Below are 12,511 nucleotides of genomic sequence, written 5' to 3' on the forward strand. Positions count from 1 at the left end.
CCTTGAATGTATGATTATTTAAAATGTTAATTAGCTTCCTGCACCTATGACTTGATTAACCAGCGTTCCGATTCCGGAAATCTCAATTTCGATCCTGTCTCCGTGAGCGAGTGTAAATTCGTTCGGCGGGACAATGCACGTTCCCGTCAGCAGCACTGTTCCGTCAAACAATTCATTATCCCGCATCAAAAATTCGGTCAATTCCTCCAGCTTTCGTTTGAGCTGACTTGTATTCGCCGTTCCTTCAACGGCTAGCTGCCCATTGCGATAGATTCGGCTGGCAATCTGCAAGTTGTAAGGATTGTCTACCGTTTCGGCTAAGCGGATTGCAGGTCCCAAGGAGCAGGAACGCTTCCATACCTTGGCTTGGGGCAGGTAGAGCGGATTCTCGCCTTCAATATCCCGGCAGCTCATATCGTTGCCAATCGTATATCCGGTGATTTCACCATTTGCGTTCAATACAAGCCCTAGTTCCGGTTCTGGCACCTGCCACACGGAATCGCTTCGGAGCTGCACATTGCCGCCCGGACCTACCGTGCGTGCAGCCGTCGATTTGAAGAAAATCTCGGGACGTACAGCATCATACACTTTATCGTAAAATGTCGCAGCATCGAGTCTGCCATCGGTAGCCTCGTAATTCCGCGCATCCCGGCTTCGCTCATAGGTTACCCCGGCAGCCCATACTTCCGGCGCTTCAATCGGAACGAGAAGCTGGAGCTGATCCACATTAAATGAAAGCGCTTTACTATTTTCGATTGTTATGCAAACCAATTGAAGAGGTGAGATCTCCCTGTCGTCTGCTTCCTTGATCAAGGCTAAAAAATCGCTTTGCGGCAGCGCGAAAATTTGGTCGCTGTCATTCACAGCGGCTAGCTGAATAGAGCCTTCATGTACAAAACGGATAATTCTCATGGATTGCTCACTCCTCTTATTTGTTTTACATTATAAAACCACGTTCTCAAATCTTGATATTAAAAATGCCTGGACTCGACATGCTTTACAAAACGTGCCGAAACCCCAGGGTCTGTGAAATCGTTGCCGCTTCTTGCCTAAGAAGAGCAATATACTGCTTCAACAACGCATCATCTACCGTTGAAACTAATGTTGATAGGCTAATCGCTGCTGCAACCGAGCCGTTATACTGGAAAACAGGAGCCGCCACGCATCGAACGCCCGGTTCGTTCTCCTCATTGTCAATCGAATACCCTTGCTCTCTTACTTGATTCAGCTCGTGAAGATAAGCAGCCTTTTCCGTGATCGTTGCTTCTGTGATCTTGGAGAACTGGTAATCACGAAGAAGTGAATCGATCTCTTCCTTCGTTCTAAAAGCTGTCAGCACCTTGCCTACCGCGCTGCTGTGAAGAGAAATTCTACGGCCTATCCGGGAATACCGGATTGCAGCCTTTTCCCCCTCTACCTTATCCAAATATACGCCTTCTTTGCCATCAAGAATGACGAGATGGGTCGTTTGACCGGTCTGTTCTGACAAAGCAGCCAAATGCTTTCGCGCAGCAGTGCGGATGTCCAAGCTTTGCAGCATGAGCTGACCCTTTTCTAAAAGTTTCAACCCTAACATATATCTACCTGTTTCCGGGTCCTGATGTATGTAACCGTGAAGCTGAAGCGTTTTCAATAACGAGTGAATCGTACTCTTGTGAAGCTCCATTCTAGCGCTGATTTCTGTAATTTTCAGCTCTGTCGTATGCTCGTCGAATAAATCCAAAATTTTCAGTGCTCTGTCCAGCGCTTGAATAATAGGCATGATCTCACCTCTATCTACAAATCCATCATAATCTGAAACGCCCCTGCAAGCAAGTCGAAATTATGACCCGCGACAACCCCGACTTCAATTACGAATTAGATTAATTCCATTCTAATCTATTAAATCAGCCCTAGCAGACAAGAAATTCCAGCATATCCTATAGTATCACATTAGGAAAGGAATGATTAAAATGACCTTACTAGTTAATCATGTCTATGGAATTGTTCACCGGAATGTCAACGGAACCATCACCGTATTTAACGGTCGTGTCGTTAGCCGCGGTCGCACTTTCATCATCCTCCGATTTATGAACAACAGGGGAATTGTCATTCTTAGAAGACTTCTTCTTATTAGAATCATTCGATTCGCCGCTATTTAATTGAAAAAGGGAGACCCTGTAAGAGATCTCCCTTCCTACATAATCACCTTAGCAAAGATGCTTATTGAACATTTGCTTCGTAACGTTTTTCCTGATACCGCTGATAAAACCAAATAGAAATCGCTAGCCAACTACCGCTAGCTAAGAAACCCCCGATCACATCGCTTGGATAATGTACGCCAAGGTAAATTCGGCTGATTCCTATGGTCAGGATCATCGCGATGCTTACTAGAATGAGTATTCCGCGACCGAGTGGCGTTGCGATATGCCGCCAAAGCAAAAAAGCGACAACACCGTATAAACTAAAAGCAGCCATGGAATGCCCGCTAGGAAAGCTAAAGCCGTTTGCATCGACGATGCGGTGTATCATTGGTCTGGCACGATGAAAAATAAGCTTTAAGGTTTCGTTTAAAAGCGCCGATCCAATGACGACCCACACAAATAAAATCAGTTCTCTTCGATGATGCAGGACCTTGTACAGAAAAAAAATAATGATTAACGTAATAACAACAACCGGGTACCCTCCGCCTATGAAGGTGAAAAATTTCATGATACTCGTAAGAAGCGGATGTTCCAGGCCTTGAACGTAGGAAATGATCGAACGATCGAATTGAACTAACTTTTCATCACTTACCAACAACGCTATGGCTCCAAAACAGATTGCACTCAAAAGACTTATCAATAATGCTCGGGTAAGCTGCATTTTCAAATTCATTGATCAAATATCCTCTCATGTTAAACCTTATCCAGTTTTTTATCCACGCGCAAAAAGGTGAACCCGCGCCGCGTGCATTCTTCCAAAAATTCACCCAAAGCTTCTAACATATACATCGGAGCATTATGATCAGCGCCAAAAGTTTGCCCGCTATCATGCAAAACAATGATATCCGTATGCTTCAAGTTCTTCTGAAGTCTGTACTTGATTCTTTCCTTTCCCCCTCTGCTGCTCCAATCACGGACCATTAGCGACCACAAGACTAATCGAAATCTTTTTAATAATAACAAATCAAATATATTAATAATTCCCCATGGCGGACGATAGTAAACAGGTTTCACACCAATGATATTTTCGATAGCCGTTACCGAGTCGTCCAATTGCCGCCTGACTTTCTTAGGTGTCATTAACGCATTCGCCCAATGCTCATAGTTATGAATCCCAATCAAATGCCCTTCCTTGTGCATTCGAACGATCAGTTCCGGGTATTTCTCCGCCTTGGATCCGAGCACAAAAAAAGTCGATTTAATTTGAAATGTTTGCAAAAGATCAAGCAGTTGAGGGGTATACTCAGGATCAGGACCATCATCGAATGTAAGAGCTATCCCGTTCGTTCTCTTCCCCCTGCCATACACTCCGAACCGACCCATGCTGCGGACCATAAGTGTAGGCAAGATTGTATACACTAATAGAACGATGAGTATGGAGACTACTAATTTACTCATGACCGATCACACCCTCCCCCAAGAAATGCATCATTCACTCTATTATAATGATAAATGATGAAAATATTATGAGAAATCTCTCGCAAAATAAAAAAACGAAAGACATGTGTCTCTCGTTTCATTTCTTAGCCGGCTATCCGAATAAATTTTGTCCCAAATAAGTACCTGGGCCTGTTACACCCGGAAGAACCGCGAAATAGCCTCCGCCGGTCGTCACGGTATAAGATAGCATTTGATCGGGTTTTTTGGGATTTGCTAACCGCTTTTGAATAGATTCAAACTGCGTTTGCAAGTTTTTGTTGAAACATACGAATAATAGCCCTGCATTCATTCTTCCTACGCTATCTAAATTCTCCATGAAATTATAGCCCCGGCGAAGAATCCGTTCACGTTCCGACTTCTCTCCATCTCTCGGATTGGAAAGCCGGATATGAGAATCTAGAGCCGTTTTATCTCCATTAGCATCTTGGGCGAAATTAGGTTGATCAAATTCGTTATGAGCATCCATCGGCGCACCTGAAACTTTTTGACGGCCGATAATCTGCTCCTGATTCGTGAACGGCTGTTGATCCCACGTTTCAATCCGCATATTAATGCGGCGGACGACCATAAACGTTCCTCCGGCAAGCCATGGAGTTCCGTCAGCACCGTCGATCCAAACGTTATTATTCATAAAAGAATCATCGTTAAGCGCAGGATTGTTCGTCCCGTCTTTGAAACCGAACAAATTACGTTTGGTGCCATCCGATTTGATGCCTAATTGGCCGGTTTGCTGCCATCTCAAATGAGCAACGCCTCGCGCCGCTTTAGCTAAATTCCGAATGGCATGGAAGCACACCATCGGATCGTCGGAACAAGCTTGAATAACAATATCCCCGTGCGTCAACTGCTCTTGCAGAGAGTCTTTATGGAAAATCGGCATTTCCGTCAGACCTTGAGGTTTGCGCGATTGGAGACCAAAACGGTCCTTCCCTTCTTTTTCAAAAAAGGTTGCGCCAACAGCAAAGGTTAAGGTGAGCTTACCTGTGCTCAGGCCGATTTGCTCTCCCGTATCGATCGGAGGAAATTTGCCTTCTTGGGGCTCTTCAGCTAATGGCTTGCCCGCCATTAAGGTAGCTGCCATTTCCGTCCAAGTCTTGAATAATTCCTGCAGCTGCTTCCGATCGTCTGTCGTTATATCGAATGCGGCAACATTAGCAAAGTTTTGCTGCGGAGTTACGACGCCCGTTTGATGGGCACCGTAGAAAGGTATTAGCTCCGCTTTACTTTCATCGTTAGCCACTTGTTTGGTCGCTGGCGTTACAAGTTCAGGCTCCCGCTCTTTCCCCATGAATTCACCGAGTATTAAGCCCGCGGCACCGGCTGCTGTCATCCCTAGAAACGTACGACGATTTATTTTATCTCCCATGACAATGTCATACCCCTTTGCGGATTATTGCCCCAATGTTCCAGGCATTTTTACAAGCGGTTCCGCCAGTGCTTCCAATTTATTTTTTAAATCCACTTGCTTCGCTTTCTCGACTTTCCCAAAATCGTTCCATGTTGCTCCCACTGGCGATAAGGAGTTCATAGCCTCGATAACGCTCGATAGGCTTTTGCTGATTTTCTCATCGAGTACAGCATCTTTCTTCTTCAATTCTTCTTTGACAAGATCATAGATTTTCTGAGCGCCTTCTACATTGGCTCTGATTACAGGAACCGTCGCTCCGCTCCAACGCTCTTCTTCACCGGTAATTTTCGTAGTTTGCGCCTCTTCCATCAGCTCGCCAACGCCCGTAACAAAATCTGCGGCTTCAATGTTAGTTGCGGCAATGCTCTGTTGCATTTTTTTGCCGTCTTCCAACAGTCGAGCTGCGAACGGCTCTGCATCTTTGGTTGACTTTTGAACGAACAGCAAGTTCTCAATCCGGTGGAAACCTGTAAATTCAGGATCTTTCTCATCTTTAAAATCGTCAACGCGCGCATCCATTACGCCATCAAGCTCTTTGAATTTTTCGATGACCGGCTCGATTCTTTCATAAGGCATCCGAGCGGCAACATACGCTTCCTGCGCTTTTTTCAAATCCCCGCTTTTCACTGCCGCGTTTAATTGCTCCAACAGTGAGACCATTTGATTGCCTTGCTCTTGTACATATTTATTATAAGCTTTCGCAGCCTCTTGCAGAGCTTGCGAGCCTGCAATTGCCGCTTCGTTTACTGCGCCTTTATTTTCAATTAGTGAAGTGCTTAGCTCTGCCAGCGCACCTTTCAAGCCGTCATTCAGCTGTCCCAGCAGCGCAAAGTCGAGCTTATCTTGTGTTAAACCAGCCTCTAACGGCGTTAAGAACTTCTCGACTTTCACATACAATTCAGGGTATTTCAGCTTAACCTCATCCTCAAAGCTAGCCCATTCAGACACTAAGGACGAGGATACTTTCTTAGGTTCGCTGACTTGCTTTTGATCCAGTTGTCCTTTTACCCCATCGATGGTCTTTAGAAAGGCTGCCGCTCCTTCTTTTGCCGGTACTTTGCTTACGTTCGGGGTCGGGCTTGCAGCAGGAGCCGCGCTCGTTGCTGTAGAAGGTGCCGTTGAGCCTTTGCTGCATCCAGTCGCAACAAGTGCAACTGCTGCCAGTAAGATAATAAATTGTTTATGTTTGTTCATTAGGATATTCCCTCCGGGGTTTGGTTTTCTTTTATGATTAAAGCTGTTTTCCTAAATTGCATCGTTTTGCGAGCATCTATGAGTACGGCAACCAGTGCACAAATAAGAAGGACGAACTGAGGTATCGCACTCTCAAGCGTTGGGTACAAAGCAACGAACTCCCAGCTTGGCAGCCACGATGCGGTTGTCGCAGGCAGGTACCCTGCCAGCTGCAAGCCGTGCACTCCCATGCCGGCAAATTTAAAACAGAGATAGAACACGAACACGCTCGAGATTAAAAAGAAAGGACGCATCGGCACCTTCATTCCGATCTTCAAGATCAAGAAAGCAACGACTGCTAAGATCCCCACTCCGATTAGAATGCCGCCAACCAAAGAGGATATCGAAATGGATGAGGCCATCCCGATCATGAAAAGCGCCGTTTCTGTCCCCTCGCGAAAAACAGCTAGAAAAGCCAACAGACTAAGAGAAAAGAGGCTTCCAGTCGCTAGCGCTTTTACGCTTTGATTACGTATGTATTGCTGCCAATTGGAAATATTAGATTTACTGTGAAGCCAGTAACTCATATAAGCCAACATTAGGGCTGCAAATATCCCAGTGCAACCGGCAATTAGAAAGTTGTTGTTGCCAAAAGCGCTTGTTGAAAACAACTGCTGAACGATAATGCCTAACAGGATACTAATGAATAAGCCCCCCGCTACACCATACCAAATCCAGCGCTTCTTATCCGCATGGCCTGCTTTCGTCAAAAACCCTAGCAAAGCAATAACGACAAGCAGAGCTTCGAGTCCTTCTCTTAACAAAATGGTCGTGGCATCAAGCATCGAGTAGCTTGTTTTACCTGCCAACGGTCCAAGCGCTTCATGCATACGGTCAACGGTTATCGCGGCTTCCTTCGACTTAACCGGTTCTGCACTGAGCAGCGCATAGGCTGTAACCATATCTCTTTCCATTAAGGTATATACCCCTGAAGACTGTGTCAGGACAATGCCTTCGATGTCAAGCCATGAGCTCCGGAGCTTCTGAATGTTGGCCTTTGCTCCTTCAACATCGCTCTGCTTCAGTTGGCCCTGTACGTCTTCAAGCAATGTAACCAAAGACGCGATCGTGATTTTCTCGGAACTTTGCGCCACCTTGCCGAATACATCCAGCTTACCGGATATGAAGCTTTCATTTAATTCATGCAAATCTTTCAACGTATTCGTTAGCTTAGTTTGATCAACAGGCTGCTTCAACGTGGCAAAGGAGACTTCTCCCATTGCTTGTTCAATCTTTTGATAAGCCGCCAGCGAGGTTACTTTAATGCCATCTTCTATCGTTAGCCAGGTTGTTTGAAAGACATCATACAGCTTCGATGCCTCCTCGACTTTACCGCTCTGCGCTAATTGAATGGCTTGTTGTATGTTCAGATCCGCTTTCTTCAGATCTTCTTCCCCATTAGCACTTACCGAAATAGGAAGAGACAGCAGCAAAATGAGAGCCATCCAACCGGTAATCAGAAATTTCCGCACTTCCATCACACCCAACTTGATAATTTTCCCAAACAAGAGAACCATAATATTGATTATCATTATCGATTACTCTGTTTATTTTACTCCCCAAGAGCGATCTGTCAATTCCAATTTATCCTACATGCCAAAAGGCACACGAAAAAGAGGCATCGGCTCGTAAAATACCCCAAAATAAAAGGCTGCCTCAAGGGTGATTTACCCCTGGGACAGCCTCATCTTAATAGCTTCTTATGAATTTCACGTCGGAGAGCCGGAACGTATAATTTGTAAAGCTCTCATCGAAGCGATCCAATACAGCCGTGAATGGAATGTCGTCATTTGGCCGCACACCGTTCACACTCGTTTCTGCACTAGCTAATACATTTCCTTGCTTGTCGATCATTTGCAAAGTGAAACTAAAACCGCCATAGCCCTCGTATTGCGGCAAGTTCACGACATATAAACGACCCCAAACTGTTTTGTCTCCTGAAATCGTTTTAGGGAATACATCAATATATCCATTGGTATTGGGAATTTTGTTAGGATTGAGCTCCGTGTCTTCATTGTGAAGTATCCAGGCATCGCCCCGCCAGGTTTGTATTTGGAACCAGGTATTGCCCCATATATCATTCACCTTGGCTTTGGCATGGACCGTTTGCGGTGTTACCGGATCCAAATAGCTTTGAAGGTTTGGGTAAGCGTAAATCGAGGTTTTTTCCTTGAGCAGAATGTCGATGTTGATAGTTTCTGTGTCAGCAGGTTGTTCGAATCTATTGGAAACCCAGCCGCTTTTTCCGTCGCTCGTGACTACTTTGTAGAAATCCCCTTGTTTGGCAATTGCACTTAGGATCTGTGGTTCGATTGTTGTCGCATACGGGATATAAGGTTGATTGGAAGGTGCTTGAAAAAGCGACGCCTTGCCTTGCAAATTCACTCGCACATCGGGAGATACCTTGGATACGCCCTCGATCACCATAGCACCGGATGGCGTGAACCACTTGTCGCCTAACCAAGTATCCAATAACCATGTGGGACTTTGCATCGGACGATAAAATATCCCTTTGGTATGCACAATTTGGCTGGTAAGCGTCGCTCCTGTATACCCATACTCCGGTTTATTGTATAGCGGCATATCGCCTGACACATCCAAAAACTCATCTCTTGGAGTCAGCCAACCGATCTCCGGTAAATCAATATGCACCCATTGATCGCCAAGCCAGCTTGTGTGGATCTTCACCCATTTCTGAATACCGAAGAACGGATTATACCAATCGGCTTCCGCCCCGGCAGTCTGAACGTCTTGCGGAGTCAATGAGGCCCCGGAAAAGGAGTTTTCATTCGGACTGGCATATAGCTTCGTTTCATGTAAAAGCGTGATCGTTTTCGGTAGGGCGGGCGACCATTCCTCTGCGATAACCTGTTGAGAAAACAATGCGGTCCACATGACTACGCAAATTAACGCCACCTTATATTTCATCTTGTTACCTCCTCCCTATCATTTTTATCATTGATAAAGAATACTGCAGCCGTTATGTTTCTGCCTAATATTGGGAATATCATATTTGACGTCCGTATCGAAATAAAGTTGCAAATAAAAAAATCATTAACCCGCGTAGGCTAATGATTTTTTGTTTATTTGGTTAACTCTCCTGGCCAAGACATAATCCCGCCCTGCAAATGAGATAATTCGTTAAACCCATTCCTTTTTAAAATCCGGGCTGCTTGTTTGCTCCTCATTCCACTGCGGCAATACAGGTATACACGATCACTTTTTTGAATTTCACCCATCCGATGTTTCAGTTGGGATAATGGTATATTGACCGCCCCTGGGATGAAGCCCTGCTTGACTTCGCTAGGTTCACGCACATCAATCAGAACAGAACTGCTCTTCCCTTTGATTGCATCCTGAAATTGTTCCGGCGCCAAATTATTTAAACCTTTTACGCTTGCAAACCTGGAATAAATGAACCAGACTAAAAACGCTAACGCCACGATATTAAAAATGGTCCTAAAATCCATGCCCTAACCTCTTCCCCTCTAGCGGCTTTTCACTAACAATTCGACTGCCTGTTTAACCATAATGCTCGAATCTCTTCCGGCCGCCTTCTCTTCAAGGATACACTGCTCCAAGTTGACCGCAACGATATAGGCAATCGCTTTATCAGCGGCGCTTCTGACAGCGGAAATTTGGCTAACCACATCCTTGCAATCTTGTTCTTCCTCCATCATTTTCAAAACGCCGCGAATTTGTCCTTCCATGCGCTTTAATCTCTTTTTGACATCGTCATCGTATTTCATATGCTGCCTTCCTTTCATTATACCTGTATAGGTATATTATTGCTGATGCAATCCGAGAAAACAATAGGAAGGGCAGCAGAACGAAAGGTCAAATAAATAGATTTACTTTAGCATCAGCAGCATCACCTAAATACGCCGCAACACCTGCATAATGAATGCGATCAAGCAGCTCTTCCTGCTGCAAACCGAGCAAATCCATTGTCATCGTACAAGCAACCAGCTTAACGCCCTGCTCTTGAGCTAACTCGATTAATTGCGGCAGCGACAACGCTTGATGCTTTTTCATGACATGTTTAATCATTTTTGGGCCCATGCCGCCGAAATTCATTTTCGAAAGTCCAAGCTTTTCCGTGCCGCGAGGCATCATTTTTCCAAACATTTTCTCCAGAAAGCCTTTTTTGACGACTATGCTCTCATCTTTACGAAGCACATTCAGTCCCCAAAAAGTAAAGAAAATCGTGACTTCGTGGTCATAAGCGGCAGCTCCGTTCGCAATAATAAATGCAGCAATGGCTTTATCCAGTTCACCGCTAAAAAGAACAATCGTTGTTTTCTCCTTACTTTCTCCCATGATTCCCTTACCCCTTTTTTACAAGAAAAGTGAAAATCCCGTCTTTTTCTTTGGCGTCAAGAAGTTCGTGCTGCGTACGATTGACCCATGCCTGAAAATCACTCATCGACCCTTTATCCGTCGTTTGCAGCTCCATAACCTGGCCCGTTGCCAACGAATCGATCCCCTTTTTCGCTTTGACAATCGGCAGTGGGCATGCCAATCCTTTCGCGTCAACAATCAAATCTGCCATTCTATAATCCTCCTTATGAGTTGAAAATTCCGTTAGTCCTTCTCTACACCATGTTCCCATTGCGACATACCCGGCATTACATTCTTAACCCTTTTAAACCCTTGCGCTGCAAGCATTTGACATGCCATATCACTACGGTTTCCAGAACGACATACCACGTAATATTCCTTATGCGGATCAAGCTGGGGCATCTTCTCTTCAAGTTCCCCTAAGGGGAGCGAGATGGCCCCTGGAATACGCCCGAGAGCATATTCAGCCGGCTCTCTTACATCCAGGATATTGAGCTTCTCTCCCGCTTCTGCTCTGGCATGTATTTCGGCATTCGTAGCGGTATGGGGGAATCTCGTCTCCTTTGTTTTGTCATCATGAACGGCACATCGGTTGGGTCCAATCTCCATTTCACGCTGCTCCTCCATTGTCGGGCTTATTCGCCCCATGTTTGTTTGACGTATTTCCTGATAGGCGTTCGGTTGTGGCGGCAAATTCTCAGTAACGGTACGTCTGAACTCAGCTTCATTGTAGATGTTTAAACCCGGATTCTGCTTATACAAATCGCCAAGTCGTGCGGCAACCTGCCCTCTGTCACCTAATTCCTCGATATTGCCAAAATGGGCAGGAAGCACAATCAAATCGTCGGATAGTTGTTTATAACGCTCATACAAAGTCGTTCTTAGGTCTGTGACCCAGTCTTCCGCTTTCCCGGCCAAATCAGGACGGCCAATCGACTTCACGAATAAAATATCGCCGGAAAGCAAATATTGATGATCAATAAGGAGCGATGTGCTTCCAATCGTGTGACCCGGAGAATGTATCGGTTGGATCTCGACTTGCGTATGACCAACAACAAGAGAGCTGTTTTCTTCCAGCTTTTCGTAGCGGAACACTACCTCTGCCGCATCTTTTGGCGGAAGCCAGTAAGATCCTCCCGTTGCCTCGGCTAATTGCCGGCCGCCCGAAATATGATCGGCATGCAGGTGCGTATCCATGGTATGTTTGATGACGGCATGATTGTCTTTCGCAAAATCCTCAAATACCGCGGTAGTTCGAACCGCATCAATAACAGCGGCTTCGCCGTTAGAAATGATCATGTAAGACAGGCATCCTTTACCTAACCGCACGAATTGGTACAGCGTCCCCCCATCTTTCAAGTCGGCAATTTTCACAGGCTCCAGATGCTCGCTCCAGGATTTCATGCCGCCAATCAAATAAGAAATATTTCGCTTGCCGCCCTCGATCAACTGTTCTGCAACAAACTTGGACGAGCCCTCTTTCGCGCAAACAACCACAACTTCTTGGTCGTCCGGGATTTGATCAACAATCTCATTTACCCCATCGAGCAGTTCGAAATAGGGCACGTTGTGAATCGAGACCTGCTTGCCTTCGATTTTCCAATCGTTGAAGTCACTTTCATTACGTACATCTAAAATAAAAATAGGAGTAGGGCTCAGGACCTTTTTAGCTAAATTAGCAGCGGTTATGCCTTGTATCTGATTTTCGTTCATATCTGGTTCCCTCCTTTTAATTGCTCACGCAATACCCTATGGGGTATATAAAAGAGCAAAAAAAAACTTCTAGCTATTTAGTTCGAGAATTCCTTTTCACACCACCTTTTTCGCTTTTTAAATTACCCATACCCGTATAGGTATATAAATACTATAAACAAGATATTCAATTGCGTCAACCCCTGAAAGGGAT

Annotated in this window: 14 protein-coding genes and 1 pseudogene; 1 reads left to right on the forward strand and 14 read right to left on the reverse strand. The window is 45.3% G+C overall.

Translation table 11 applies throughout. The features are described from left to right. Positions 1–30: 30 nt before the first annotated feature. Together GC097_RS28720 and GC097_RS28725 are read right to left on the reverse strand one after the other, a co-directional pair. The gene (locus GC097_RS28720; protein WP_171686705.1) at positions 31–912 is read right to left on the reverse strand and encodes a fumarylacetoacetate hydrolase family protein; all 882 of its coding nucleotides are present in this window, start codon (positions 910–912) and stop codon (positions 31–33) included. Between the two features lie 85 nt (positions 913–997). Beyond that, positions 998–1,762 (reverse strand): IclR family transcriptional regulator, encoded by a 765-nt coding sequence (locus GC097_RS28725; RefSeq protein WP_171686706.1) that lies wholly within the window; start codon positions 1,760–1,762, stop codon positions 998–1,000. Between the two features lie 190 nt (positions 1,763–1,952). On the opposite strand from GC097_RS28725, the gene GC097_RS28730 reads away from it, so the two are divergent. Beyond that, on the forward strand, positions 1,953–2,141 hold the full coding sequence (locus tag GC097_RS28730) for a hypothetical protein (protein ID WP_171686707.1): 189 nt from the start codon (positions 1,953–1,955) through the stop codon (positions 2,139–2,141). Between the two features lie 61 nt (positions 2,142–2,202). Here GC097_RS28730 and GC097_RS28735 read toward each other — a convergent pair whose 3' ends face one another. The 12 genes and pseudogenes from GC097_RS28735 to GC097_RS28785 all read right to left on the reverse strand — a co-directional run. Beyond that, on the reverse strand, positions 2,203–2,856 hold the full coding sequence (locus tag GC097_RS28735) for a phosphatase PAP2 family protein (RefSeq protein ID WP_171686708.1): 654 nt from the start codon (positions 2,854–2,856) through the stop codon (positions 2,203–2,205). Positions 2,857–2,876: 20 nt separating this feature from the next. Beyond that, on the reverse strand, positions 2,877–3,581 hold the full coding sequence (locus GC097_RS28740) for a polysaccharide deacetylase family protein (protein WP_171686709.1): 705 nt from the start codon (positions 3,579–3,581) through the stop codon (positions 2,877–2,879). A 133-nt stretch (positions 3,582–3,714) separates the two neighbouring features. Further along, positions 3,715–4,989 carry an iron uptake transporter deferrochelatase/peroxidase subunit gene (gene efeB, locus GC097_RS28745; protein ID WP_171686710.1) on the reverse strand — a complete coding sequence of 425 codons (1,275 nt, stop codon included), beginning with the start codon at positions 4,987–4,989 and terminating at the stop codon, positions 3,715–3,717. Positions 4,990–5,013: 24 nt separating this feature from the next. Next, positions 5,014–6,225: an EfeM/EfeO family lipoprotein gene (locus GC097_RS28750; RefSeq protein ID WP_171686711.1), complete on the reverse strand. Its 1,212-nt coding sequence runs from the start codon at positions 6,223–6,225 to the stop codon at positions 5,014–5,016. Beyond that, positions 6,225–7,781, reverse strand: a complete 1,557-nt coding sequence (locus GC097_RS28755; protein ID WP_246294517.1) for an FTR1 family iron permease — start codon at positions 7,779–7,781, stop codon at positions 6,225–6,227. Before GC097_RS28755 ends, GC097_RS28750 begins: the two co-directional genes overlap by 1 nt. Positions 7,782–7,953: 172 nt before the next feature. Then, positions 7,954–9,192: an SH3 domain-containing protein gene (locus tag GC097_RS28760; RefSeq protein ID WP_171686712.1), complete on the reverse strand. Its 1,239-nt coding sequence runs from the start codon at positions 9,190–9,192 to the stop codon at positions 7,954–7,956. Positions 9,193–9,347: 155 nt separating this feature from the next. Continuing rightward, positions 9,348–9,734, reverse strand: coding sequence for a rhodanese-like domain-containing protein (locus GC097_RS28765; RefSeq protein WP_171686713.1), 387 nt, complete (start codon positions 9,732–9,734; stop codon positions 9,348–9,350). Positions 9,735–9,752: 18 nt separating this feature from the next. Next, the gene (locus GC097_RS28770) at positions 9,753–10,013 is read right to left on the reverse strand and encodes a metal-sensitive transcriptional regulator (RefSeq protein ID WP_171686714.1); all 261 of its coding nucleotides are present in this window, start codon (positions 10,011–10,013) and stop codon (positions 9,753–9,755) included. Positions 10,014–10,101: 88 nt separating this feature from the next. Continuing rightward, complete coding sequence (locus GC097_RS28775) at positions 10,102–10,584, reverse strand: DsrE/DsrF/DrsH-like family protein (RefSeq protein ID WP_171686715.1); 483 nt, start codon at positions 10,582–10,584, stop codon at positions 10,102–10,104. A 7-nt stretch (positions 10,585–10,591) separates the two neighbouring features. Next, a complete protein-coding gene (locus GC097_RS28780) occupies positions 10,592–10,816 on the reverse strand; it encodes a sulfurtransferase TusA family protein (RefSeq protein WP_171686716.1) in 225 nt (74 codons plus the stop codon). A gap of 32 nt (positions 10,817–10,848) precedes the next feature. Further along, on the reverse strand, positions 10,849–11,130 hold the full coding sequence (locus GC097_RS34495; RefSeq protein WP_312875742.1) for a rhodanese-like domain-containing protein: 282 nt from the start codon (positions 11,128–11,130) through the stop codon (positions 10,849–10,851). A 48-nt stretch (positions 11,131–11,178) separates the two neighbouring features. Then, positions 11,179–12,318 (reverse strand): annotated as a pseudogene (locus GC097_RS28785) (MBL fold metallo-hydrolase); the annotation flags it as partial. Positions 12,319–12,511 lie beyond the last annotated feature (193 nt).

The organism is Paenibacillus planticolens (assembly GCF_013141725.1).
Taxonomy (GTDB): Bacteria; Bacillota; Bacilli; order Paenibacillales; family NBRC-103111; genus Paenibacillus_E; species Paenibacillus_E planticolens.

What these genes read in the sequence shown, in the direction of transcription:
- GC097_RS28780 (WP_171686716.1), bottom strand. Translation starts at nt 10,816, where the DNA reads ATGGCAGATTTGATTGTTGACGCGAAAGGATTGGCATGCCCACTGCCG.
- GC097_RS28770 (WP_171686714.1), bottom strand. Translation starts at nt 10,013, where the DNA reads ATGAAATACGATGACGATGTCAAAAAGAGATTAAAGCGCATGGAAGGA.
- GC097_RS28730 (WP_171686707.1), top strand. Translation starts at nt 1,953, where the DNA reads ATGACCTTACTAGTTAATCATGTCTATGGAATTGTTCACCGGAATGTC.
- GC097_RS28720 (WP_171686705.1), bottom strand. Translation starts at nt 912, where the DNA reads ATGAGAATTATCCGTTTTGTACATGAAGGCTCTATTCAGCTAGCCGCT.
- GC097_RS28765 (WP_171686713.1), bottom strand. Translation starts at nt 9,734, where the DNA reads ATGGATTTTAGGACCATTTTTAATATCGTGGCGTTAGCGTTTTTAGTC.
- GC097_RS28775 (WP_171686715.1), bottom strand. Translation starts at nt 10,584, where the DNA reads ATGGGAGAAAGTAAGGAGAAAACAACGATTGTTCTTTTTAGCGGTGAA.
- GC097_RS28755 (WP_246294517.1), bottom strand. Translation starts at nt 7,781, where the DNA reads ATGGTTCTCTTGTTTGGGAAAATTATCAAGTTGGGTGTGATGGAAGTG.
- GC097_RS28725 (WP_171686706.1), bottom strand. Translation starts at nt 1,762, where the DNA reads ATGCCTATTATTCAAGCGCTGGACAGAGCACTGAAAATTTTGGATTTA.
- GC097_RS28740 (WP_171686709.1), bottom strand. Translation starts at nt 3,581, where the DNA reads ATGAGTAAATTAGTAGTCTCCATACTCATCGTTCTATTAGTGTATACA.
- GC097_RS28750 (WP_171686711.1), bottom strand. Translation starts at nt 6,225, where the DNA reads ATGAACAAACATAAACAATTTATTATCTTACTGGCAGCAGTTGCACTT.
- GC097_RS28735 (WP_171686708.1), bottom strand. Translation starts at nt 2,856, where the DNA reads ATGAATTTGAAAATGCAGCTTACCCGAGCATTATTGATAAGTCTTTTG.
- GC097_RS28760 (WP_171686712.1), bottom strand. Translation starts at nt 9,192, where the DNA reads ATGAAATATAAGGTGGCGTTAATTTGCGTAGTCATGTGGACCGCATTG.
- efeB (WP_171686710.1), bottom strand. Translation starts at nt 4,989, where the DNA reads ATGGGAGATAAAATAAATCGTCGTACGTTTCTAGGGATGACAGCAGCC.